The sequence below is a fragment of the Pokkaliibacter sp. CJK22405 genome (assembly GCF_046614695.1).
Lineage (GTDB): Bacteria > Pseudomonadota > Gammaproteobacteria > Pseudomonadales > Balneatricaceae > Pokkaliibacter.
Genome location: NZ_JBKKHQ010000020.1, coordinates 1 through 22,749, shown reverse-complemented (window position 1 = coordinate 22,749; position 22,749 = coordinate 1). Strand labels below are relative to the sequence as shown.

Genomic DNA, 22,749 nt, shown 5'->3' with positions numbered 1-22,749 from the left:
AATGCGGGCTTTTATATAGAAGAAATAAAACAACTTAATCCGTAAATGGACTGCTATCCCCTGCTCCTTGGCGAATCAGCTGAGGAGCATCCTCAGTCAGGTCAACAACCGTTGTCGCCGCCATGCCGGCATAACCACCATCAATAATGAGGTCTACCTGCTTCTCCAGCACCATACGCATATCGTAGGGATCCGTCATGGGTTCATCCTCACCCGGCATGATCAGTGAAACACTCATCATTGGTTCACCCAGCTCTGCAAGGAGCGCCTGTGCGATGACGTTATCAGGAACACGAATACCAATAGTTTTTCGCTTGGGGTGTACCAGTCGCTTCGGTACTTCCCGCGTAGCATTCAAAATAAACGTATAAGCTCCCGGCGTAAGCGCCTTGAGCAAACGAAAATGCTGGTTATCCACCTTGGCGTAAGTTGCCAGCTCGGAAAGGTCACGGCATACCAAGGTAAAGTTATGCTTATCGTCTAGCTTACGAATACGACGAATACGCTCCACCGCATCCTTGTCACCAATGTGGCAACCCAAAGCGTAAGCGCAATCCGTGGGGTAAGCGACAATCCCGCCCTGTTGAATAATATCTACTGCTTGACGCACAAGCCGCACCTGAGGGGTTTCAGCATGAATCTGAAAAAACTGGCTCATCTCGATTCCTGAGATTAAAACGTAATGAAGTAAGGAACTTATAGAGGCGTGAGCGCCAATACTCAATTCTGAACAGGGAATATCGTCAGTTCCACAATTCCCATATCGGCGTGCCATTCTCAGGCAAAGGAGTAAAACCACCAGGTCGGTGATACGGCGTCGCAGGACCATGAAAGTCACTACCCGCAGAGATCGCCAAACCGAATTGATTGGCCAGTGTAGTGAGATAAGCCACCTGATCTGCGGGCTGATAACCGTTACTGACTTCAAGGCCTTGGCCGCCCATCGACTTAAAGTCGGTAATCAGCGCACGCATCTTGGTATTAGTCATCCGATATTGCTTCGGATGAGCTAAAACCGGGGTTCCGCCTGACGCTCGAATAGCAGCTACAGCTTCAGAAATATGAGGCCACTCAGACTTCACATCACCCACTTTACCTTGTCCAAGATATTTCTTAAAAGCGGCACTCATATCTTTTACATAACCGGCATTTACCATCCAACGAGCAAAGTGTGGCCGCCCAATTTGTCCGCCCTCAGCTTGCTCTAGTGCTCCGTTATAGGCACCCAGCATACCAAGCTTTTCCAGCTTATCCGCAATAATCAGCGCTCGTTTTTCACGGCCTTCCGACAACGCACTGCAGTGCTGCTCAATGGCTTCTCGCTTGTCATAATGCATATTGAGGCCAAGCACGTGAATAGTCTGTTTAGCCCAGGTACAGGAAAGCTCTGTCCCAGAAATAATCTCCAGCATCAGGGAGAAAGAGGGCTCATACTCAGCAAAGAAAACCAGATCATGATCCGTCATTGCCAACCGGGCGACACTGTTTTGCACCGCCAGAGACACCAGTTCGTCTGGAGAGACGCGTCCGTCAGAGCGCGTTGAATGTGAATGCAGATCCGTTAGCAACTGAATTCCTTTAAAAATGTTTAATTACTTTTACGGAGCCAACTGGCAAGAGCCAGGAAGAAAGCTATCATGCCATGCATTAGCTGCTGCAGGGTTAATGGTACAAGTCCAGGTTCCAGCAGCGTCTCGCGCCCACTGAATAATTAAGCCAGAAACCGCTGAACTACTCTCACCACTCATTACTCCTCTCAGAGCTACAACCCCGCCGCCTCCATCCGTAACAGTAATTGCGTTGGCCGATTCATCACCAATCAGGGTAGATCCTAAAAAACCTAGCTCAGCTGAGTTACCAATTTCAGTTCCGGATCTGAGCCTCTCATCAACTGGCAACCTCAATAGTCCAATTTCATAATGCGCCCTGGAGACTTGGGATCGCGAGATATAATCTTGGTACTTTGGAATTGCGATCGCCGCCAAGATTCCAATAATAAGAACCACAGCCATTAGTTCAATTAAGGTGAAACCTTTCTGCTTTCTATAGCTGACATTCATATATTTATGTTCTTTTTGAATGTTAGGGCAATGAGACCAACAAAAAAGAAGCCGCTCTTTGGCGGCTTCATAATATTCTTAGCAACAGTAAAGGTATACTTTATGGGGCTGCTGCAGCATCACATCCCGTTGGAATATAGGTTGTTTTCCAGCCTGATCCCGACCCTGTAACTGCACATGTCCAAGTACCATTGGCAACGCGGGTCAGAACAACCTGTGAACCAATGATGTTTGACGAAACTTCACCATTCAATGTGCCTGTGATGGTTCCAGCTCCAGTACCATTCACGTTAACAGCTGGATCGTTTGCAAATAGGGTAGAATCAGTCCAGCCCACATCATCAGGATTCGTAGTAGCAGTTCCAGACAGAAGTCTTTCATCGATACCAGTCTTCAGAGAAGAAAGTTCTGAATAAGCACGAGACACCTGAGTACGTGCTACGTAATCTTGATATTGGGGAATCGCAATCGCTGCCAAGATGCCGATAATGGCAACAACGATCATCAACTCAATCAGAGTAAAGCCTTTCTGGGCACTAACCATACGTCTCATAGAAAAAGTTCTCCTGGTCTACTGACAACCCTGCGTACGCCTTGCACACATGAGCTACGGTTTCATTCATAGCATAAAACCAAGCTGGTGCAAGCCTTCTGGTAACATCTGTGTCGTCACTTGCTAAATTTTAGTTCCCGCCAGCTGACAAAATATTTTATTTGTCATTATTGACACAATGGTCACTTAAAAATAATGACACAAGACTTGAACTAATCGCGGTATCCTTACATCCTACGATCATAAAGAGCTCATCCCTAAAGAGGATAAGCCGATAAAGACTAGTCTCTGTTACCTTTCCTTTGAAGAAGTAGGGTTTCCTGTATGCAAGGAATGATGGGAGTTCCGTTCCAGCCAGTAGGTTTGGTAGGCCAGCTTGTGAAGGCGGGCCTGATCACCGACGTACAGGCTAAGGAAGCTGCCAAGGGTGCAAACCAGAATCAGCAGCCCCTCCCCCTCTATCTCGTCGAAAAGCTGGGCGTCGATGAACGCGCCCTCGCTGAGGTTATCTCCAAGTCCTTCAGCGTACCTGTGTTGGACTTGTCCGTTATGGATAGCGAAGTCTGGCCGAAGGATGTCGTCAAAGACAAAATTATTCAGAAGCACTTCGGCTTACCGTTGTTAGTCAGGGGCAAAAAGCTCTTTGTTGGTTTTTGTGATCCGACTCAGGCGCAAGCAGTCAGTGAATTTAAATTCTCCAGTAACATGTCAGTGGAGCCTGTGCTTGTTGAAGCAGGAAAGTTGGCTAAAGCCATTGAGCATCTCTATGACGAAGCCAGTGACGCTCTTGATGGCTTTGACGACTCCCAGCTGGAAAAGCTTGAAACCACGGCAGAAGAGCAGCCCCAGCTGAATATGCTGGATCTCACGGCGATGACATCTGACGATGCTCCCGTGGTGAAGTTTGTTAACAAGATCCTGCTTGATGCGATTAAACGCGGCTCTTCTGATATTCACTTTGAGCCTTACGAAAAGATCTATCGTGTTCGCTGTCGAACTGATGGTGTTCTTCATGAAGTAAGCCGCCCCCCTGCAACTCTGGGCAACCGTATCGCCGCGCGTTTAAAAGTTATGTCTCACCTCGATATTTCTGAGCGCCGCATGCCGCAGGATGGCCGTATCAAAATGAAGATCTCTCGTACCCGCGCGATTGATTTTCGTGTTAACACCCTGCCTACATTGTGGGGAGAGAAGGTAGTACTTCGTATTCTTGACCCTTCCAGTGCCCAGATGGGGATTGATGCCCTTGGCTATGAGCCGGAGCAGAAGGAAATGTATCTTGATGCACTGGAACAGCCACAGGGCATGATTTTGGTCACCGGCCCAACAGGCTCGGGTAAAACGGTGTCTCTCTATACGGGCCTCAACATTCTCAATACCTCTGAACGTAACATTTCAACTGCAGAAGACCCGGTAGAGATCAACATCGAAGGGATTAATCAGGTACACATCAATCCTAAAGTCGGTCTTAACTTTGCGGAAGCGCTTCGCTCCTTCCTGCGACAAGACCCTGATGTCGTCATGGTGGGTGAGATTCGAGATCTTGAGACAGCAGAGATAGCCATTAAAGCAGCCCAGACGGGCCACTTAGTGCTTTCAACCCTTCACACCAACAGCGCCCCGGAAACACTTGCACGACTGCAGAACATGGGGGTTCCTGTTTATAACGTTGCGACATCGGTATCCCTGATTATCGCTCAGCGGCTTGCGCGTCGGCTTTGTAATAGCTGCAAACAGGTTCACGATGTTCCTGAAGAGGTGCTTCGCGAAGCAGGTTTTAACGCCAATGACATTAGTAATGCCGTCATCTACAAACCCGTTGGTTGTACTCGTTGCCATCAGGGGTATAAGGGTCGTGTGGGCATCTATGAAGTTCTGAAGGTTAGCGAACCGATTCAGGAAGTCATTATGAAAAATGGTAGCGCGCTGGATATCTCTCGTGTTGCCCAAAAAGAAGGCATGCTCAACCTCCGTCAGTCTGGTATTCGCAAGGTTTTACATGGCATGACCAGTCTTGAAGAGCTTAACCGCGTGATCAAGGAATAACGTAGTATGGCCAGGCGCACTCAGAAGAAAGAGACCGAAGCAAAGCTCTTTACCTTCAAATGGACAGGTACCGATAAGTTCAATGAGAGTGTACGTGGCGAGATTCAGGCCGAATCGCCGGCACGTGCCCGCGAGCTACTGGCCAACCAGCAAATTAAAGTCAAGAGAGTTAGCAAAAAGTCTGGATTTGATTCTTTCAAGAAAAATGCAGGCATTAACGCTGCTGACCTCACCTTTTTTACTCGTCAGATGGCGACCATGATGCAATCGGGTGTGCCGCTGGTTCAGGCCTTCAACATCTCTGAAGAGGGGATGGAGAAGAACAAAATGAAGGCTCTGGTTAAAGACATCAAAGACGAAGTCGCTAGTGGCAGCCTGCTTTCATCTACTTTAAAAAAGCATCCTAAGTATTTTGACTCACTGTTTTGTCAGCTAGTCGCTGTCGGTGAACAGTCCGGTACGCTTGACGCTATGTTGGACCGTTTGGCTCTTTATAAAGAGAAGACTGAGGCACTAAAAGCAAAAGTTAAAAAGGCGATGACTTATCCTATAGCAGTTGTCGTAGTTGCCATTATCGTGACGGCCATTCTATTGATCAAAGTGGTTCCGCAGTTTGAAAGTCTGTTTAAAGGCTTTGGGGCAGACCTCCCGGTCTTTACCCAATTTGTAGTGAACCTCTCTAACATGATGCAGCAGTGGTGGTATATCGTGTTGGCAGGAATCTTCGTTGCTGGCGTCGCTTTCAAAAAAGCACATACCAACAGTGAAAAGTTCAGGCACAGGTTACAACTTGCCAGTCTCCGGCTACCAATAATGGGACCTATTGTGAATAACGCAGCGTTAGCGCGTATTGCCAGGACCCTCTGCACCACCTACGCCTCAGGTGTACCACTAGTAGAGTCTCTGGACTCCGCAGCTGGCGCCAGTGGCAATGTGTACTATTCAAAGGCGTTAAATCAGGTGAAACGCTCGGTTTCCGGTGGCCAAACCCTGAGAAGCTCGATGCAAGTCACCGGCGCATTCCCCAATATGGTCATCCAGATGGTGGGGATTGGCGAAGAAGCAGGTTCGCTGGAAACCATGCTGGACAAGGTTGCCGTCTTCTACGAAGACGCAGTAGATAATGCCATCGATACACTCACATCCTTGCTTGAGCCTTTAATCATGTCAGTTCTGGGTGTTTTGGTCGGCGGCCTTATCATTGCCATGTATCTTCCGATCTTCCAGCTGGGTAACGTGGTTGGCTAATGCAGGCATTTAGCGCTTTACCCTTTGCAACTCAACTATGTCTGGTAATCGTTTTTGGTTTGTTGGTGGGCAGTTTTCTTAACGTTGTCATTCACCGACTGCCCCTTATGCTTCAAAAAGACTGGCGCAAACAGTCCTTGGAGTTTCTGGGCCAGTCGCCTGAAGATGAAGAAAATCAAACCTTTAACCTGGCAGTTCCACGCTCTCGCTGTCCAAACTGTAAAGCCGAAGTGACGTGGTGGCAAAACCTGCCGATCATAAGCTATGTCTTGCTTAAAGGCCGCTGCCATAACTGCAGAGTCTCTATCAGTCTGCGCTACCCGACGGTGGAACTTCTGAATGCCGCTTGTTGGGCGGGACTACTCATCGCTTACGGCCCGACCTGGACTTTTGCCGCTCTGAGCTTAATGGTCAGCGCTCTACTGGCACTTATCTTTATTGACGCCGATCACCAACTTTTGCCCGATGACATCACACTCCCGCTTCTTTGGGCTGGCATTCTGTTCAACCTGCTAACCGAACATATCACCATCAGCAGCTCTTTATGGGGTGCCATGGCCGGCTATCTAGTGCTTTGGGTGCTGTTCTGGCTCTTCAAGATTGTGACGGGCAAGGAAGGCTTTGGTTACGGAGACTTCAAACTGCTGGCAGCTCTTGGGGCTTGGGGAGGAGTATTTATTCTGCCTTGGGTTTTATTGCTTTCCGCTATCCTGGGAATCGTCTTTGCTTTAACACTTCGAGTAACCGGCAAGCTGGCTGCGGGCGAAGCCTTCCCATTCGGCCCCTCGCTGGCCACCGCAGGCGGCATTCTGATCACCTGCGCGCCTTTCTTTCCTCAGCTTCAGCTTTTCTAATGATTAAAACCCGAATTTTTGGCCTTACTGGTGGCATTGGTAGCGGTAAATCCGCCGCTGCTAAGCACTTCGAAAGCCTGGGTATTGCAACCATTGATGCAGACATTCTTGCAAGAGAAGTGGTTGCTCCCGGTTCCAAAGCCCTCAGTGAGATTGCTGCGCACTTTGGACATCAAGTTGTCACCCCAGAGGGAGCACTTAACCGTAAACTCCTGCGTGATCTTGTCTTTAATAGTGATGAAGAGCGGCATTGGCTTGAAGCCTTGTTACACCCACTAATTCGCAAGCTTACTCTAGAGCGATTAAGTGCAATGAAGAGCGCTTACGGCCTATTGGTCAGCCCTCTTCTATATGAAAGCGGTCAGGATGCACTGGTCGAGAAAAGCATTGTGGTAGATGTGCCAGAGACCACTCAACTAGCACGTAGCATGCAGCGTGATGATGCGAATCAAGACCAAATCAAAGCGATTATGAGTAAGCAACTCCCCCGCGAGACTCGCCTGACAAAGGCCGATTTCATCCTATCCAATAACGGGTCATTGGAGGATCTGAAAGCAGAAGTACAAAAACTTCACCAGCAGCTGCTTGAGATTTCCTCTACCTGAGGCACACTGCCTACTTCTTACACCAGATTACCGCGAGCACTATGAAATACTCTTGTCCAACCTGTAAACAGACTCTGGAATGGAGTTCCGAGAACCCCTACCGCCCTTTTTGCTGTGAACGCTGCAAGCTGATCGACCTGGGCGCCTGGGCAGATGAATCCTACGCAGTGCCAGCCGCACCGGACCTTACCGCGCTGGAGTTTGAAGAAGATATCTTCTTTAGTGAACACCTCATGCCTGATGTCCCCGCCCATAAGCACTAACACTCACCTTTTGGCGGCTCCAACGGCCGTCACCAAAGGATACAGGCTGTTTAGACTTCATGGATGACAGCATCACATTCGGCCCCTATGCTTGCTGTCTTATTTTTTCACGCCAGTGCATTGATACCGTTTTCGATTCAAGGAGCCCAACATGCTACCCGTTCTTTTTAATCTCCTGAGCGATGCACACCAAGCTGAGCGGCTATGCAAAGCACTGGAGATAGAACAGGGCGTCCTTGGCCATCGTCACTTCCCGGATGGGGAGCATTATCTTCGCCTGCTGACGGATGTGACTGATCGGCACGTTATCATCTACTGTTCTCTCACTGATCCCGATAGCCGAATTCTTCCCTTACTGTTTCTTGCCAAAACAGCCCGTAAAGAAGGCGCACGCTTTATCACCCTGATGACGCCTTATCTGCCTTACATGCGTCAGGATGAGTGCTTTAATTCTGGTGAAGCCGTAACGGCGGATCTCTTCGCAGCCCTGATTTCAGAAGCAGTGGATGAGCTGATCACCGTTGATCCGCATTTGCATCGCTACGACAGTCTCTCTCCCATCTATAGCTGCAAGACGCGCATCGTCTCTACGACAGAGGCTCTGGCCCAGTGGATTAGCAGCAACGTTGCCAATCCGCTCATTATTGGTCCTGATGCAGAGAGCGCGCAGTGGGTTATCCCTCTGGCCAGGAAGGTTCAGGCACCGCATATCGTGCTGGAAAAACTCCGTCGCGGGGATCGGGATGTTTCTATCTCCACTCTCCCCCAAGAGGCTCTTCACAATAAAACCGCTGTGGTAGTTGACGATATTATCTCCAGCGGCCAGACAATTTTGCAGACCTTGATTCATGTCCCGGAATCGGTAACCACTGTGGTTATTGGTATTCACGGCGTTCTTGCAGACAAATGCGCTGAAGCCATTTCCTCACGTGCGCAACTGGTATGCACTAACACGCGCTCGAACAGCCATGCGGAAATCGATGTACTTCCAGCGCTGATTGCCACTCTTGCTGAGTCGATTAGCACGCTGGGATGACAACTCAATCCGAGTCACTTTGGCACCTTTTTCCAGACTGGCTGCCTGCAGAGAGAGCTGATCAGCTACTACTTACACTGTGCTCTGAACTGGCATGGCAACAGCCTTCCATTCAACTCTACGGCAAGATACACCCTATCCCTCGTTTACAGGTGTGGATGGGGGATAGTGATAGCCAGTACCGTTATTCAGGCAAATACTTTGAGCCAGAGCCCTGGCATCATGAGATTGTGAAGATTCGCCAGTACATTGCCGAGCAAACAGGTTGGCTTGCTAACAGTGTTCTGATCAATCTCTATCGCAATGGTGAAGACAAAATGGGCTGGCACAGTGATGATGAGCCTGAGCTGGGACCAGAGCCGCGAATCCTGAGTCTTTCTCTGGGTGCATCAAGAGAGATGGCACTCCGCAAAAAGGGCCAAACGCGCACAAGCCATCTGATTTCCCTGAACCATGGGGACTTGGTGGAAATGTTACCCGGCTGCCAAACTCACTGGCAGCACAGCATTCCTCCGCGAAAGAGAGTCACTACACCTCGTATTAACCTGACCTTTCGGCAGATCAACCCGCAATGACTTTCGCCTGCATCTGATCAATACCTAGAACTGCGCCAGCGACTGAATAAGCTGCTGCGCCCATTCATCAGAGAAACTCACAGGGTCAGTCACTTCAGAGGCATCAATAAAGAGTGGCTCCTGCAACATCGGCATTCCCATCTCTTGAGAAACTTCAATAAAGTGACGTCCCCCACCGGCAAAGCTCTCGTAATTACTGTCACCTAGCGCGATAACCGCCATATAAGTACCGGGCATCTGTGGTAACTGATCACGAAGCTGGCTCCATAATGGGTAAAGCTCATCAGGAAGCTCACCTTGTCCGGTGGTAGAGGTGCAGATCAGATTCAGGACCGTCCCAGGCTGGCTAAACCGGCTGATATCAGCCTGACCTTCATGGACCTCATGCCCTGCTGCAATAAGCAACCCTTTCAAATGCTGCGCTACACGCTCTGCATTGCCAAATACCGAGCCTGTAAAAAGATTGATTCGAGCCATCTCGCTTTACCACCGCTTGAATTTCATCGTCAAGCATACATAAAAATGACAAGAATCACCCAGCAGTACAAAGGAGAACACGGATGTCCCATGCGGATTTTGAAAAGCTGCTATCGCAGTGGGAAGCACAAGCCCAGGACCAGCAACCCAGCACTGAAATATCAGTCACGCTGTCAGAAGAAGACCATGAACGCCTGCAAGCACTGGCGATTCTCTATGGCATGACAGCTGACGAAGTCTCCAGCCAGCTGATGCACACCGCTCTTAAAGCGGTGGAATCCAGTATGCCTTACCTTCCCGGGACAAAAGTTATCAGAGAGGAGGAAGGTGAAGCCATCTATGAAGATATTGGCCCAACACCTCGTTACCTTAAGCTGCGTGAAGAGCTTCGTCAGCGCACCAGCAAATAAACCACTTGGTTAACTTCACTCCTTGTAGCGAGGCCTGCGCCTCGCTATAGTACGCGGCTTCCGGGTTCCCTCACCCCGTTAACCAAAAAGGAGCTGCGTAGCTATGCCTTCTGATTTGCACCACCCTGATAGCCCTCATAACAACTCCACCAAGGTTATTACCTGGCTGGTGAGCTTTCATATCCTCGTGATTGTGGCATCCAATTACCTGGTGCAATTACCTATTACCCTTTTCGGCTACCACACAACCTGGGGAGCGTTCAGCTTCCCGCTGATTTTTGTTGCCACGGATCTGACGGTACGTCTTCTGGGGGCAGAGCGTGCACGACGGATTATTTTTCGGGTAATGTTTCCAGCATTGGCGCTGTCCTATCTTGTGTCTGTACTTTTTTATAAAGGCGAGCCGCAGTCTTTATCAGCCCTTACAGAGCTAAACACCTTTGTTGCCCGTATCACCCTTGCCAGCTTTATGGCTTATCTGATTGGCCAATTACTGGATATACAGATTTTTAATCGCTTGCGCCTGTTGTCACTGTGGTGGATTGCGCCACTGGCTTCGACCGTTCTTGGCAATCTGGCAGATACCTTCGCGTTTTTCTCTCTGGCATTCGCCCATTCCAGTGACGCTTTCATGTCTCAGCACTGGGTCGAAATCGCCTGGGCGGATTATGGCTTCAAACTCCTGATCAGCGTCGCCTTTACCCTGCCACTCTATGGTATCCTGCTCGGCAGACTTCAGCGTTGGCTCAGCCAGCATCCGGATTATTCTCGAGCATTACAGATTCAATGAAAAAACGCGTTCGCCGTACCCGTAATGCGGCCTCTCCGGCCGCCGTTCGTTTCCAGCATGGACAGCATGTTCTTGCCGATATTCTGATCAAGCGCATTCCTGCCGATCGTGCGTTGGGCAACTACTTTCGCCGCCAGAATCTGGACCCGGCATTGAAAAGCTGGGTTAACGATCACGTCTACGGCTTTCTTCGCGCCGGCATTGGTATCGATATCCTGCGTAAGCACAACTCCACGCTAAAAGGCCTCTGGGCAACTTACCTGCTTAGCGTCGGTGAAGTCACTGAAGGCTTCCATAGCCATCAGATTGATGAAACCCTGAAGCCCCTTCTGCCAACACTGACGAAGTCGAGCCTGCCTGCCTGGCTGCACGAGCGCTTCGCCGAGACCTACACTGACAGCAAAGCGCTTGAAGCGGCATGCAAACGCACACCAGGCGTTGATGTGCGTGTAAACACCTTAAAAGGAATCACCCGTGATGCAGCGCTGACTCAGCTCAAGTTGCAGCATTACCATGCTGAAGCAACCCCTTACTCTCCCTGGGGCGTCAGGATGCCAAACAGCCATGGCCTGCAACGTGTCGGCCTGCTGCACAATGGCACACTGGAAGTGCAGGATGAAGGCAGCCAGCTGGTCGCCCTACTCTCAGGCGCAGTCCCAGGTCAGACCATTATTGATTTCTGCGCAGGCGCGGGTGGAAAAACACTGGCGATGGGAGCCATGACAGAAGGCAAAGCCCGTATGCTGGCTCTGGACGTTAATGAGCGCCGTCTGGGTAACCTGCGCCCGCGTACTCATCGTGCGGGCTTGGATAACGTGCAGACGGTTCTTCTCAAAAATGAACAAGATCCTTATCTGCAACGCTGGAACGACAAGGCTGACATCGTTCTGATCGATGCCCCCTGCTCGGGTACAGGTACGCTTCGTCGCAACCCGGATATCAAATGGCATCTGGGTCATGAAGAGCTGGACCGCCTGCTAACGCTGCAACAACAAATTCTGGAAAGTGCCAGTCGGCTGGTAAAACCCGGCGGCATACTCATTTATGCTACCTGCAGCCTTCTGCCTGAAGAAAATCAGCAGCAGGTGGAAGCCTTTATCGAGACGCAGGGCGACTTCAGCCTTGAGCCCGTTACCCCACGCTTCAAGTCTGCTGGTCTTCGTCTGAGCTTTGATAAGCCCTGGATGCAGCTACAGCCCCATATTCATGGCTGTGATGGCCTTTTTGCCGCGGTGCTACGCAAGCAAGGCTGACTTGTCCAGGTACGCGACGCCTTCTCTGCGTCGCCATAAAACATAAAAAAAGGCGCTCACTGAGCGCCTTTTTTCTTACCTTCATTCACAACAGATCATATCTGCGATCAAACCACCTTAATGGCTTGCTCTTCAATGCGCTGCTTCCACTCGGCAGGACCCGTGGTATGAACGGAGGTACCGTTAGAATCGACAGCAACCGTGACAGGCATGTCTTTTACTTCAAACTCATAAATTGCTTCCATACCCAGTTCTGGGAAAGCAATCGTTTTTGAGCCGGTGATCGCTTTGGAAACCAGATACGCTGCACCACCAACCGCCATCAAATAGACTGCTTTGTTGTCCTTAATAGCTTCGATAGCAATCGGGCCGCGCTCGGATTTACCGATCATGCCCAGCAGACCTGTACTCTCCAGCACCTGACGGGTGAACTTGTCCATACGGGTTGCAGTGGTCGGGCCAGCAGGTCCAACAACTTCATCACCCACAGGATCAACCGGGCCAACGTAATAAATAAAACGGTTTTTCAGATCGACAGGCAGCTCTTCACCTTTGTTCAGCATATCCACGATACGCTTGTGAGCTGCATCACGCCCGGTAAGCATCTTGCCGGACAACAGAACTGTTTCACCTGGCTCCCAGCTCGCCACGTCTTCACGCGTCACAGTATCCAGATTGACGCGGCGCACGTTGTCACCCACTTCCCAGGTGATTTCTGGCCAGTCATCCAGACTTGGAGGAGTCTGCAACGCTGGGCCTGAGCCATCCAGAGTGAAGTGCGCATGACGGGTAGCGGCACAGTTTGGAATCATCGCCACAGGCAGGGAGGCGGCATGAGTCGGGTAATCCTTGATTTTGATATCCAGTACGGTGGACAAGCCGCCCAGACCCTGGGCACCAATACCCAGCTTGTTCACTTTCTCGTACAGCTCGATACGCAGCTCTTCGGCACGATTAGAAGGACCACGCGCCATCAGCTCATGAATATCGATAGGCTCCATCAGGGACTCTTTGGCCAGCAGAGCCGCTTTTTCAGCAGTACCGCCAATACCAATCCCCAACATGCCAGGAGGACACCAGCCTGCGCCCATGGTGGGAACAGTTTTCAGCACCCAGTCCACAATGGAATCAGAAGGATTCAGCATCGCCATTTTGGATTTGTTTTCCGAGCCGCCGCCTTTGGCTGCCACTTCGATTTCAACGGTATCACCGGGAACAACCTGCATGTGGATGACCGCAGGAGTGTTGTCCTTAGTGTTCTTACGTGCGCCGGCGGGATCAGCCAGAATTGAGGCACGCAGCACGTTGTCAGGATGGGTGTAGGCACGGCGCACACCTTCGTTGATCATATCTTCAACGCCCATGGTCGCATCCCACTGAACGTTCATACCGATCTTGACGAAGACGGTCACAATACCGGTGTCCTGACAGATAGGACGATGACCTTCAGCACACATACGAGAGTTGATCAGAATCTGGGCAATCGCATCTTTAGCGGCCTTATTCTGTTCACGCTCGTAGGCCTTGTGCATGGCCTGAATGAAATCTTTAGGATGGTAATAGGAAATGAACTGCAGAGCGTCAGCGACACTGGCGATGAGATCGTCCTGGCGAATCACGGTCATGCTCGGGGTGTCCTCTCATTATTTATAATATCGGCAGGTACCTTTTCGGCTGCCGAAGTATACACGATTCCACTGCAGGCCACATCAGCACTGCAGCAAGACGGCCTGTTGCCAGAGCCGTCGCGATCCGTTTTGACGGACTATTCTTTTTCAAACGTCACACGTTGCTCTTGCTTGAGCGAAGGCGAAAAGCTGTCAATCAACACACTGGCGGATTTCTGCTGAATAAAGTACACATCCAGGTGCTCTTGCTCCGCGACCTTCATCCCTTCTTCCTGCCCCATACACAGCATGGCTGTAGCCCAGGCATCACTTTCACGAGGAACTACTCCGAATACGGAGGCAGATACCAGATCATGGGTAACAGGCGCTCCGGTGCGCGGATCCAGAATATGTGAATAGCGCTTGCCGTCAGCATCGAAGTGATGACGATAGGTTCCGGAGGTATCCAGAGTAACGCCACTCTCATCATTGATGGTCACAATACGGTGTACCGTCTTATTCCCCGGCACAGGGCGCTCAATGGCAATACGCCACTTTTTGCCATCCGGCTTATGACCACGAATTTTCATGTCGCCACCAAACTCAACCAGATAGTTGGTCACGCCCATGTCCTCCAGAATCCTCGTCAACTTACCGATGGTGTAGCCTTCGCCCATGGAGGAGAAGTCCACCTGCAAATCAGGTACGGTTTTGCGGATCTTGTGGTCGACTTCATCCACCTCAAGCTTATCCATACCCATATGCGCTTTAACGGCCTGAATCTGCTCGGGTGTCGGCACATTGAGTACATCTTTCCTGAATCCCCAAAGACCAAAAAGAGGCCCTAATGTTGGGTCATAGCAGCCCTGTGTTTTTTGAGAAATCGATTTTGCCAGCGTAATCAGGTCAATAAAGTCCTGTGATGCAGGCTGCCAGTCAGTACTGGGCGAGGCATTGAAGCGCGAGATGTAGGAGTCATCCCGATAGGTAGAGAGTTCTTTGTCGATACTGGCCAGCTGCTGCTGAAACTGCTGCTCGACGACACCGGTATCCAGTGACGTTTCACTCCACCAGCTGATGTGGTAGGTCGTGCCTTGAGCGTAGCCTTCCACGCGCTGAATTTCCGGAGGTTTCGAGCATGCCTGCAAAGCAGTCACGAGTGCACCAGCTATCAGCCCACGTGCCGCAATAGCACGCAGGCGCTGAAATCTTGCCTTCTTCAAAGGAGCAGCCTTGGTTACCGGTTATTGAGGCGCATCAGTCTAGCAAAAGCTTCCGCCCGCACCCAGCATTGCCCATCACGGATAGAGCGCAAACTAGTCGAGGTTGCGCATAAGCAAGGCATAATTCAGGTCATGCTCTACTGCCACAGGCAGTCGTACCCGATGACCTGAGCCTGGTGCGACCTCAATGGCGCGCTGATGCTTATCAAGCAGCGTATCCAGCTGCCAGCGAATATTACCTGTGGGCGTCATTAGCTCCAGATGATCACCCACAGCAAAACGGTTTTTCACTTCGATATCTATCCAGCCCGCATGCTTGTCGGCGTCAACCACTTCACCGACAAACTGCTGATGCACGCCAATGGAGTTGCCCGTGAGGTAATTCTGGTACTCATCGTGGACATGACGGCGGTAGAACCCCTCGGTGTAGCCACGGTTTGCCAGATTCTCCAGCGTATCCATTAAGCCGCGATCAAAAGGTTTGCCGGCGGCCGCATCATCAATGGCTTGTCGGTACACTTGTGCCGTTCGCGCCACGTAATAGTGGGACTTGGTTCGCCCTTCAATTTTCAGCGAATGAATCCCCATCGCCGCAAAAGCCGGCACATGCTGAACGGCTCGCAAGTCCTTGGAATTCATGATGTAGGTGCCGTGCTCATCCTCATCAACCGGCATGAACTCACCCGGACGATTCACCTCTTCAAGCAGCATAGGCCTCGGCGATACCGTCTCAGGCTGCCATTCTTGGACGGGAATAAAGTCACCCTTGTCATCCTCCGTTGCCGCGGTGACCTGGTATTTCCAGCGACAGGCATTGGTACAAGTGCCCTGATTCGGGTCACGATGATTCATATACCCTGAAAGCAGGCATCGGCCCGAGTAGGCAATGCAGAGCGCGCCATGAACGAATACCTCCAGCTCCATCTCAGGGATGTACTGACGAATTTCTTCCACTTCCTGCAATGACAGTTCACGAGACAAAATAATGCGTTGAATGCCCTGCTGCTGCCAGAACTTCACAGATGCCCAGTTCATGGTATTGGCTTGTACGGAGAGATGAATGCACTGCTCCGGCCAGCGCTCACGCACCATCATGATGAGTCCGGGGTCTGACATAATCAGCGCATCGGGCCGCATCGCGATTACCGGCTCCATATCCGCCAGATAGGTCTTCAGCTTGGCATTGTGAGGCGCAATATTGCTGGCCACATAAAACTTCTTACCCTGCTGGTGAGCAAAGTGAATCCCTTTTTCCAGATGATCCAGCGTGAAGTCATTATTACGCACCCGTAAGCTGTAGCGCGGTTGACCGGCATAAACCGCATCGGCACCGTAGGCATACGCATAGTGCATACTTTTGAGAGTGCCCGCAGGCGAGAGAAGTTCTGGTTTTTTCATGGAGAGCAAGCAGCGTCAGCAACAGAAGCCATGCCAGGCATCGCGTCTGATAAAGTTCGTGAAGGGGCGCTACTCTACAAGATCGGCAGGATTAGTCTTCACGGGCTGCCACTGACGAGCCCGGTATCTGCCACTTCGTTGATCTGGGTCACGCTCGTAGAGCCCGATACCGCTGAAGCAGACCGTTGTCACCTTCGTCAGCCACACCTCAGAGAGCTCAGCACTAACCTCTCTATTCACACTGACAGGCCCATGACTCCAGCCGAGAGTGACATGGGGCAGAAAACCATGATGGCTATCAGTGCCCACCCCCTGCGCTTCGCACAGCGTCCTCACTCTCGTATATAAGCTCTCAATCCATGGAGCCATCGCACAGCGCGCCACCCAGTGCTCTGCGCCCTGAGGGTGCTGCCAACGATCCAGAGATGCAATCTCCAGATAATCCCCAACATCGGCCGTCAATAGGGGGAGCGATTCATCCAGCACTTTAAGCTCGTCACAGGACGCATCAGGAATAAACGCCAACGTCAGGTGCAAATCCTGAGGCTGATGCCATTGAAGAGGGAGGGATGGCCGCCCCTGCACTAACGCTTGCTGACTCACTTGCGTTAATGACAGGGCATAGAAGACGGCGGGCATACTTAACGAACTTGCTTCTCGACACGCACCAAGCGCTGGTTAATCTGTTGACGGAAAGCATCAATCGAACGAATCGCATCTTCGGTGTCAGAAAGACGTTCCTCCAATGCCTGGAGCTGAATATCTGAGGTGCGACTGCTCGACTTGGCACCTTGTTCAGCGCGCAGTTTTGAAAGCGCATTTTGCGTTTCGGTCAACGCCTGCTTCTGCACACTGAATTGGCCCTGTAACGTGGCCAGATCTTTTACCAGGCGTTGCTGCTCCTGATCCAGCGAGGCCAGACGATTGGCATTACCCGCAGTTCCCAGCTTAGCAACCAGATCTTCCTGCTGAGACTGCAACGCTTTCAACTGTTGCGTCGCTTTGGTCTCCAGTGCGCTTCGTGCAGCACTGCCGGAATCCAGCTGCTGCTTCTGATCATCAAGCTGCGTACTGAGCGTACCAAGCTGGGCCGACTGGGAGTCAATCTGCTTGCTTTGGGCAGTTAAACGGTCACTCAGCGCTGTGGTCGTTCGCGACAGGTCGCCCTGCTGATTCGCCAGTGACTGCAGCTGAGTCAGCGAGTCTTTCAGCTGGCTTTCAATAGAGTCCTGCCACTGCTGGTACTGCCCCTGAAGCTGCTGCTGTTGCTCGGTCAGGTACTGCTGGCCCATCTTCACCTGGCTCAGTGTGCTTTTCAGCTTCTCACCTGACTCACTGTTATTCATTTGGCTGGCACTGAGAATCGCCTCTAACTGGCTCAGTCTCTCTTTACTGGAATCCAGCTCTTTACGTGTGCTATCCAGTACATCCGTTAACTGTTGCTGTTGCCAGTAGGACCAACCGCCCACACCCAGCAGACCGATAATCGCCAGTACCGCCAGCCCGACACCACCCTTGCTTGAGGATTTTCCTGCCGAACGCCCACCGCGACTCTGTTGAGCTGCCTGTGTCTGCTGGCGCTGCTTTTCCGCAGGGCCCAGGCTGGGTACATCGACGATAGGTTCCTTATCACGCATAGATCCAATTTCTCGCTCAGAGCTGGTCTGTTTATTGTTTACGTTATCTGTGGCGATACATTCACCGGCAGCTTCACATGAAGGCAGAGCGCCTGTCGGATTGAAAGAAAACGCAGCCAGAATCAAAGCATACCTCAGTCTGCAGGACTATCCCCTATCCGCTAAAAAATCTGCATTCCCGCCTAACAATCTGAATAATCACGACAATTGACTCAAAGCCAGTGACAAAATCCGGTTGCCATCCACTCAAGCCCCACCTAGAGTGAAACACTCTTTTATCAGGTGTTTTTCCTTTGCCATCCTTTGCGTGAGGCCCATTTTCCGATGACGTTAAAGTCACTTCTGATTGCAGCCTTACTCACTTTCACTACCGGTGCCAGTGCGGCTGAAACCTGGACTTATCCTTACTGGTCGCTGCAGGATTATTATCTTCAATTCCCCAAACAGAAGGCGCTGAGTGCCGCACTCGATGCCCGCGTTCAACATGCTGCCGTTCCGGTCAAAACACTACCGGAGAAACCGGTCAGTATCATGGTCGTTCAGCCCGGCAAGCAGACTTCGGATTACTGGAAGAGCAATATTCGTGTCATCAGTGAGCGCCTGAAAGAAATGGGCATGCCCTTCCGACTGGTCGTTTTCGATATGCGTCCCGATGAAGAGGCGCGCAAGCAGGAAAGCAAGATTGCTCAGGCACTGCGCCAACACCCGGATTACATTATCACCACCCTGGACATGCTACCCTCAAAACGCATTCTGGATCGCATTCTTGCTGACTCGCATACCAAGCTGATTCTGCAAAACGTGACGACCCCCCTCAAGGACTGGCAAGACCCCCATCCGCTTTTCTACGTGGGTTTTGACCATCAGGAAGGCACCCGCTTGCTGGCCCAGTATTACGTGAAACGCCTGCCCTTCAAGAGCGAGTTTTCCGTCATTAACTGGTTGCCTGGCTATGTCAGTCAGGCACGTGGCGATACCTTTATCAACGAAGTTGAACAGCAAGGCGGCTGGCAGCTGGAGTCTGCGTTCTACTCCAAGGGCAACCGCAACTCTGCCTATGACATTGCCACCCACATTCTTGGAGACAAGCCACATCCACGGGTCATCTTCTGCGCAGCAACCGACGTTGCCGTTGGCGCAGCAGAAGCCGTGGCCAAACTCGCGCCGGATGAAAAAATCTGGCTGAACGGCTGGGGCGGCGGTGATATTGAGCTGCAAATGCTCAAGAAACGTGAAATCATGGCGACCGTTATGCGAATGAACGACGATAGTGGTATCGCCATCGCTGAAGTGATTGCCGCCCACAGTCAGGGGAAAGCAACACCTCAGGTCTATTCCGGCAAAATGACCCTGATTACCACCGAAACGTCATCCACCGAAATTCAGTCACTGCAGCAGCAGGCCTTCCGTTACTCGGACCACTCATTTTGAAGCGCTATTCTCTTTTCACGTTCTGGTTGCTGTCCCTCATCATTCTCTCTGGCGCTGGCACTATTCTGATTTACTCCCTGAGTTATCAGAGCGGCCTGCACCTGCTTGAAGCCGAGACACACAAAGCCTTTGAGCAACATGAACGCCTGGCAACCTACCTTTTTAACCAGCACCTGCGCTCACTCTCCAAACGTATTCAGGACCTGAGCGAAGAAGAAAGCATCATAGATTACCCCGACACCCTTAGCCGCTCTCGTGTGGACGTCAACTACTACGATCACTACCGTAACGACATCGACCTCTTCTTTGTTCGTACACCGCAGCATCTTTATGATCTGTCGGCCCCGCTCTATGCCACCAGCGGCTTCGACAAGGCTCTGAATCATATGCCTGATAATCGCTGGCGCCTGGTAACCAATGCTGATGCCAGCTGGACGGCGCTGGTCATGTCCAAACCCATTATTCAGCCTGTGACCGGCGAGCTTAAAGGCAAAATCATTGCCGGTATTGTCCTCAATGACAGCTTTACCCTGATCAAGGCACTGACAACGTCCATGACAGATAAAACCACTGCCGTTGCCCTTATCAGCGATCACAACATTATCATCAGCACCGGAGATCTTTCGCGCGAAACCTCCGACCACTTATCCGTCATGGACTACAAACTTAATCAGGTCGAAGAGCGCCCCAGCACCATGCTCTTTACCTTCCCCTTGCCTGTCGACAATGAAGCCGACGCGCTGTACCTCAGCATTCAGCAATCCAGTGATGCGATTGAATCCTTCAGGGAAAATCTCAAGCGCATTCTGGTGGTTGCCATTATTGTCATCCTGACGCTCTCCATCATCATTGCCATTCTCGCCTCCAAGTTTTCAGTAAGCCCTCTACGTAAACTCGTGAGCCTTGCTCAGAACCCTCAGCTGGTTGAGCCCAACTTTAACAATCCGATTCGAGAGTTTGACCTGCTGGGCAAACTGCTTTCCCAGCTGATTCAGAAACTGAAGCTGCGCGAGTCAGACCTTCTGGCACTCAATGAAGACCTGGAGGAAGCCAAACAAAAAGCCAAGTTCCTGAGCCAGCAGCTCATTTTGCTGCAGGAACAGGAACGTAAAAATCTGGCCCGGGAGCTTCATGACGAACTGGGCCAGTGCCTGACGGCTGTCACGGCGGACGCATTTCTGATCAAAGGCAGGGTTAGTGAGGATGACCTGGTGCGACAGGCAGCGGAATCCATCTATGATACCTCCCGCCTGATGTACGACACGGTCTACAACCTGATTCGCACACTCAGACCCCTTCCGCTGGATGAACTGGGTCTGATCGACGCTATGGTCAACATCCCGGTACTGGATACACTGCAGCAAAAAGATGTGCAGTTTGTACTGGATTTACCCAACCCTGATGAAGTCGACTTTCTTAACGATAAGAGCTGTATTGCGATCTATCGCATCACTCAGGAAGCCCTGAACAATGTCGCCAAGCACGCGGAAGCCTCGCAGGTCGAGGTCACACTACGCGTACAGAGCAAGCCTCAGCGGCTGTGGCTGGAAATTATTGATAACGGCAGAGGCTTTGACACCTTGGCCAGCCATAACAGCTATGGACTGCTGGGAATCAAGGAACGTGCAGAAGGTTTGGGCGGGAGTATGAGCGTGGTGTCATCACCCGGCGAGGGTACTCGCCTTGTCATCACGCTGCCGATCTAGTCTACAGAGTATTCCTGAATTGATGCGGCCCTGACTTATCTAAAGCGCAGGGCTTTTTCTCACTTGCTATTCAGTTCCTATCGCTTCAGCAGCGCCTGTTATCGGCAGCCAGTCTGCCAGCTTACTTTGGCACTCTGTACGGAAGTCTTCGATCTCACGCTTGAGCCATTGGCAAAATTGAACAACACCGGCATGACGACGCCGCTCAGCATGAGTGAGCAATACATAGCGCGCGGGCGAAGGCACGGCTGGAGCGTACAACCCTTCCAGCTGACCATTGATAAGCGCATCCGCCACCAATGCCATACGCCCCATCGTTACTCCCCTGCCCTGGGCAGCAGCTTGCTGAGCCAACTGCGCGAGGTTAAAGGTTTGCTCCTGTCTTGGACGAAGCTCCGCCAACCCCTTACCTTCTGTCCAGGCACGCCACTCATCATGAACGTCAGCGCCCGCCCAGCCCGTCCCATCCAGCAACCATACCTGCTTCTGCAAATAGGCATCAGCAGGCTGGTCAATAGAAGCCGCACCACCGGAAGCCACTACAGGCAGTAGATACTCTTCCAGTAGCACTTCATCAAAACCGATCGGATAGCCCCAGGGATCATAGCGAATAGCAAGATCAATGCCTTCGGCCAGCAGTTCACGCGGAGATACCGCATGAAACTCAGCACGCAGGGAGACCTCGGTATCCGGGTATTGGGCAGAGAAACGACCAAGACGCGGCAATAACCACTGCATCGCAAAAGACGGGCAACAACTGACAACCAGTTGTTTATCTGTTTCCGGGCGGCGAATACGCCTTACTTCATCCGATATTTCGGCGACAACACGCGATGTCAACGCCGCCAGACGCCGCCCTTCCGGACTTAGCAATACACCACGCCCCTGACGGATAAAGAGACTCACACCAAGCTGTTGTTCCAACTGGCGGATCTGCTGACTGACCGCACCTTGCGTGACGCAAAGTTCATCGGCCGCTTTAGTGAAACTTTGCAGACGGGCCGCCGCTTCAAAAACACGAAGACCATTCCAGCAAAGACTATTCAAGATTGGCATGAGATTAACGCTAAGCAACTGACTTCAGAACAGCCTTTCTTTTCATCGTCCTACACGGGGTGGCGTATATTACATGCAATCCAGGCTCCGAGGCTCATTATGAATACACAGACAAGCCAGACGCAATTAGAAATCCTGACCAAGGATTAACGTTTGCAATACAAAGGGAAGATGAAGCTATTGATTCAAGAGAGAAAAGCAGGCCAAACAGGCGGCGCCCTACCGGGCGAAGAGAAAAGTCGTGACCTTAAGAAAGAGACATTCATAAAACTCAGATACAAAAAAACCCGGGATATTCCCAGGCTTCCTGTTCATTCCAGAGGAATGCGAGCTTTTTAAATGGCGGAGCGGACGGGGCTCGAACCCGCGACCTCCGGCGTGACAGGCCGGCATTCTAACCGACTGAACTACCGCTCCACACTGTAAGCCTGTGTCACCAAGCTGTCCTTAGTGGTGGGCGCAAAGAGACTCGAACTCCTGACCCACGCCTTGTAAGGGCGTTGCTCTACCAACTGAGCTAT

At 51.4% G+C, this 22,749-nt stretch carries 23 protein-coding genes and 1 tRNA gene; 12 read left to right on the top strand and 12 right to left on the bottom strand.

Annotation, left to right across the window (positions count from 1 at the left end):
- Window positions 1-34: 34 nt before the first annotated feature.
- The 4 genes from ACKC9G_RS14960 to ACKC9G_RS14945 all read right to left on the bottom strand — a co-directional run bounded on the left by ACKC9G_RS14960 (window position 35) and on the right by ACKC9G_RS14945 (window position 2,604).
- Window positions 35-658, bottom strand: coding sequence for an L-threonylcarbamoyladenylate synthase (locus ACKC9G_RS14960; RefSeq protein WP_411406794.1), 624 nt, complete (start codon window positions 656-658; stop codon window positions 35-37).
- 85 nt (window positions 659-743) lie between these two features.
- Window positions 744-1,568: a PHP domain-containing protein gene (locus ACKC9G_RS14955; RefSeq protein ID WP_411406792.1), complete on the bottom strand. Its 825-nt coding sequence runs from the start codon at window positions 1,566-1,568 to the stop codon at window positions 744-746.
- Between the two features lie 30 nt (window positions 1,569-1,598).
- Entirely contained in the window at window positions 1,599-2,060 is a 462-nt protein-coding gene (locus ACKC9G_RS14950) for a pilin (protein WP_411406790.1), read from the bottom strand.
- A 100-nt stretch (window positions 2,061-2,160) separates the two neighbouring features.
- Window positions 2,161-2,604, bottom strand: a complete 444-nt coding sequence (locus ACKC9G_RS14945) for a pilin (protein ID WP_411406810.1) — start codon at window positions 2,602-2,604, stop codon at window positions 2,161-2,163.
- A gap of 342 nt (window positions 2,605-2,946) precedes the next feature.
- Between ACKC9G_RS14945 and pilB the strand changes: the two genes are divergently transcribed.
- The 7 genes from pilB (at window position 2,947) to ACKC9G_RS14910 (ending at window position 9,240) form a co-directional block, all read left to right on the top strand.
- Window positions 2,947-4,659: a type IV-A pilus assembly ATPase PilB gene (pilB, locus tag ACKC9G_RS14940; protein WP_411406808.1), complete on the top strand. Its 1,713-nt coding sequence runs from the start codon at window positions 2,947-2,949 to the stop codon at window positions 4,657-4,659.
- A gap of 6 nt (window positions 4,660-4,665) precedes the next feature.
- Window positions 4,666-5,907, top strand: a complete 1,242-nt coding sequence (locus ACKC9G_RS14935; protein ID WP_411406788.1) for a type II secretion system F family protein — start codon at window positions 4,666-4,668, stop codon at window positions 5,905-5,907.
- Complete coding sequence (locus ACKC9G_RS14930; RefSeq protein WP_411406786.1) at window positions 5,907-6,761, top strand: prepilin peptidase; 855 nt, start codon at window positions 5,907-5,909, stop codon at window positions 6,759-6,761. The genes ACKC9G_RS14935 and ACKC9G_RS14930 overlap by 1 nt, the downstream gene beginning before the upstream one ends.
- Window positions 6,761-7,366, top strand: a complete 606-nt coding sequence (coaE, locus tag ACKC9G_RS14925) for a dephospho-CoA kinase (RefSeq protein WP_411406784.1) — start codon at window positions 6,761-6,763, stop codon at window positions 7,364-7,366. The genes ACKC9G_RS14930 and coaE overlap by 1 nt, the downstream gene beginning before the upstream one ends.
- Window positions 7,367-7,407: 41 nt before the next feature.
- Window positions 7,408-7,629, top strand: coding sequence for a DNA gyrase inhibitor YacG (yacG, locus tag ACKC9G_RS14920; protein ID WP_411406782.1), 222 nt, complete (start codon window positions 7,408-7,410; stop codon window positions 7,627-7,629).
- Between the two features lie 151 nt (window positions 7,630-7,780).
- A complete protein-coding gene (gene prs / locus ACKC9G_RS14915; protein WP_411406780.1) occupies window positions 7,781-8,665 on the top strand; it encodes a ribose-phosphate diphosphokinase in 885 nt (294 codons plus the stop codon).
- A complete protein-coding gene (locus ACKC9G_RS14910) occupies window positions 8,662-9,240 on the top strand; it encodes an alpha-ketoglutarate-dependent dioxygenase AlkB family protein (protein ID WP_411406778.1) in 579 nt (192 codons plus the stop codon). Before prs ends, ACKC9G_RS14910 begins: the two co-directional genes overlap by 4 nt.
- A 24-nt stretch (window positions 9,241-9,264) precedes the next feature.
- On the opposite strand, the gene ACKC9G_RS14905 is transcribed toward ACKC9G_RS14910, so the two are convergent.
- Entirely contained in the window at window positions 9,265-9,717 is a 453-nt protein-coding gene (locus ACKC9G_RS14905; protein WP_411406776.1) for a flavodoxin domain-containing protein, read from the bottom strand.
- Window positions 9,718-9,800: 83 nt separating this feature from the next.
- On the opposite strand from ACKC9G_RS14905, the gene ACKC9G_RS14900 reads away from it, so the two are divergent.
- From ACKC9G_RS14900 to ACKC9G_RS14890, 3 genes are all read left to right on the top strand, one after another.
- Complete coding sequence (locus ACKC9G_RS14900; RefSeq protein ID WP_411406774.1) at window positions 9,801-10,127, top strand: hypothetical protein; 327 nt, start codon at window positions 9,801-9,803, stop codon at window positions 10,125-10,127.
- Between the two features lie 103 nt (window positions 10,128-10,230).
- Window positions 10,231-10,917: a 7-cyano-7-deazaguanine/7-aminomethyl-7-deazaguanine transporter gene (locus ACKC9G_RS14895; protein ID WP_411406772.1), complete on the top strand. Its 687-nt coding sequence runs from the start codon at window positions 10,231-10,233 to the stop codon at window positions 10,915-10,917.
- Entirely contained in the window at window positions 10,914-12,170 is a 1,257-nt protein-coding gene (locus ACKC9G_RS14890; protein WP_411406770.1) for an RsmB/NOP family class I SAM-dependent RNA methyltransferase, read from the top strand. Before ACKC9G_RS14895 ends, ACKC9G_RS14890 begins: the two co-directional genes overlap by 4 nt.
- Before the next feature lie 107 nt (window positions 12,171-12,277).
- Here ACKC9G_RS14890 and ACKC9G_RS14885 read toward each other — a convergent pair whose 3' ends face one another.
- The 5 genes from ACKC9G_RS14885 to ACKC9G_RS14865 form a co-directional block, all read right to left on the bottom strand.
- Window positions 12,278-13,795, bottom strand: coding sequence for a fumarate hydratase (locus ACKC9G_RS14885; RefSeq protein ID WP_411406768.1), 1,518 nt, complete (start codon window positions 13,793-13,795; stop codon window positions 12,278-12,280).
- Window positions 13,796-13,935: 140 nt separating this feature from the next.
- On the bottom strand, window positions 13,936-14,934 hold the full coding sequence (locus tag ACKC9G_RS14880; RefSeq protein ID WP_411406766.1) for an FAD:protein FMN transferase: 999 nt from the start codon (window positions 14,932-14,934) through the stop codon (window positions 13,936-13,938).
- A gap of 159 nt (window positions 14,935-15,093) precedes the next feature.
- Entirely contained in the window at window positions 15,094-16,398 is a 1,305-nt protein-coding gene (yegQ, locus tag ACKC9G_RS14875; protein WP_411406764.1) for a tRNA 5-hydroxyuridine modification protein YegQ, read from the bottom strand.
- 69 nt (window positions 16,399-16,467) lie between these two features.
- Window positions 16,468-17,037 carry a 2'-5' RNA ligase family protein gene (locus tag ACKC9G_RS14870; protein WP_411406762.1) on the bottom strand — a complete coding sequence of 190 codons (570 nt, stop codon included), beginning with the start codon at window positions 17,035-17,037 and terminating at the stop codon, window positions 16,468-16,470.
- A gap of 2 nt (window positions 17,038-17,039) precedes the next feature.
- Entirely contained in the window at window positions 17,040-18,035 is a 996-nt protein-coding gene (locus ACKC9G_RS14865) for a hypothetical protein (protein WP_411406760.1), read from the bottom strand.
- A gap of 324 nt (window positions 18,036-18,359) precedes the next feature.
- Between ACKC9G_RS14865 and ACKC9G_RS14860 the strand changes: the two genes are divergently transcribed.
- Both ACKC9G_RS14860 and ACKC9G_RS14855 read left to right on the top strand, forming a co-directional pair.
- The gene (locus ACKC9G_RS14860; protein WP_411406758.1) at window positions 18,360-19,466 is read left to right on the top strand and encodes a substrate-binding domain-containing protein; all 1,107 of its coding nucleotides are present in this window, start codon (window positions 18,360-18,362) and stop codon (window positions 19,464-19,466) included.
- Complete coding sequence (locus ACKC9G_RS14855; protein WP_411406756.1) at window positions 19,463-21,172, top strand: ATP-binding protein; 1,710 nt, start codon at window positions 19,463-19,465, stop codon at window positions 21,170-21,172. Before ACKC9G_RS14860 ends, ACKC9G_RS14855 begins: the two co-directional genes overlap by 4 nt.
- Before the next feature lie 66 nt (window positions 21,173-21,238).
- Here the strand turns inward: ACKC9G_RS14855 and ACKC9G_RS14850 are convergent, their stop codons facing one another.
- Window positions 21,239-22,228 (bottom strand): LysR substrate-binding domain-containing protein, encoded by a 990-nt coding sequence (locus ACKC9G_RS14850; RefSeq protein WP_411406754.1) that lies wholly within the window; start codon window positions 22,226-22,228, stop codon window positions 21,239-21,241.
- Between the two features lie 340 nt (window positions 22,229-22,568).
- Window positions 22,569-22,645, bottom strand: a tRNA-Asp gene (locus ACKC9G_RS14845).
- Window positions 22,646-22,749 lie beyond the last annotated feature (104 nt).

Excerpts from the sequence above, each read along its gene's own strand:
- ACKC9G_RS14960 (WP_411406794.1), bottom strand. The coding sequence starts at position 658 with ATGAGCCAGTTTTTTCAGATTCATGCTGAAACCCCTCAGGTGCGGCTT.
- ACKC9G_RS14950 (WP_411406790.1), bottom strand. The coding sequence starts at position 2,060 with ATGAATGTCAGCTATAGAAAGCAGAAAGGTTTCACCTTAATTGAACTA.
- ACKC9G_RS14945 (WP_411406810.1), bottom strand. The coding sequence starts at position 2,604 with ATGGTTAGTGCCCAGAAAGGCTTTACTCTGATTGAGTTGATGATCGTT.
- pilB (WP_411406808.1), top strand. The coding sequence starts at position 2,947 with ATGATGGGAGTTCCGTTCCAGCCAGTAGGTTTGGTAGGCCAGCTTGTG.
- ACKC9G_RS14935 (WP_411406788.1), top strand. The coding sequence starts at position 4,666 with ATGGCCAGGCGCACTCAGAAGAAAGAGACCGAAGCAAAGCTCTTTACC.
- ACKC9G_RS14930 (WP_411406786.1), top strand. The coding sequence starts at position 5,907 with ATGCAGGCATTTAGCGCTTTACCCTTTGCAACTCAACTATGTCTGGTA.
- coaE (WP_411406784.1), top strand. The coding sequence starts at position 6,761 with ATGATTAAAACCCGAATTTTTGGCCTTACTGGTGGCATTGGTAGCGGT.
- yacG (WP_411406782.1), top strand. The coding sequence starts at position 7,408 with ATGAAATACTCTTGTCCAACCTGTAAACAGACTCTGGAATGGAGTTCC.
- prs (WP_411406780.1), top strand. The coding sequence starts at position 7,781 with ATGCTACCCGTTCTTTTTAATCTCCTGAGCGATGCACACCAAGCTGAG.
- ACKC9G_RS14910 (WP_411406778.1), top strand. The coding sequence starts at position 8,662 with ATGACAACTCAATCCGAGTCACTTTGGCACCTTTTTCCAGACTGGCTG.
- ACKC9G_RS14905 (WP_411406776.1), bottom strand. The coding sequence starts at position 9,717 with ATGGCTCGAATCAATCTTTTTACAGGCTCGGTATTTGGCAATGCAGAG.
- ACKC9G_RS14900 (WP_411406774.1), top strand. The coding sequence starts at position 9,801 with ATGTCCCATGCGGATTTTGAAAAGCTGCTATCGCAGTGGGAAGCACAA.
- ACKC9G_RS14895 (WP_411406772.1), top strand. The coding sequence starts at position 10,231 with ATGCCTTCTGATTTGCACCACCCTGATAGCCCTCATAACAACTCCACC.
- ACKC9G_RS14890 (WP_411406770.1), top strand. The coding sequence starts at position 10,914 with ATGAAAAAACGCGTTCGCCGTACCCGTAATGCGGCCTCTCCGGCCGCC.
- ACKC9G_RS14885 (WP_411406768.1), bottom strand. The coding sequence starts at position 13,795 with ATGACCGTGATTCGCCAGGACGATCTCATCGCCAGTGTCGCTGACGCT.
- yegQ (WP_411406764.1), bottom strand. The coding sequence starts at position 16,398 with ATGAAAAAACCAGAACTTCTCTCGCCTGCGGGCACTCTCAAAAGTATG.
- ACKC9G_RS14870 (WP_411406762.1), bottom strand. The coding sequence starts at position 17,037 with ATGCCCGCCGTCTTCTATGCCCTGTCATTAACGCAAGTGAGTCAGCAA.
- ACKC9G_RS14865 (WP_411406760.1), bottom strand. The coding sequence starts at position 18,035 with ATGCGTGATAAGGAACCTATCGTCGATGTACCCAGCCTGGGCCCTGCG.
- ACKC9G_RS14860 (WP_411406758.1), top strand. The coding sequence starts at position 18,360 with ATGACGTTAAAGTCACTTCTGATTGCAGCCTTACTCACTTTCACTACC.
- ACKC9G_RS14850 (WP_411406754.1), bottom strand. The coding sequence starts at position 22,228 with ATGCCAATCTTGAATAGTCTTTGCTGGAATGGTCTTCGTGTTTTTGAA.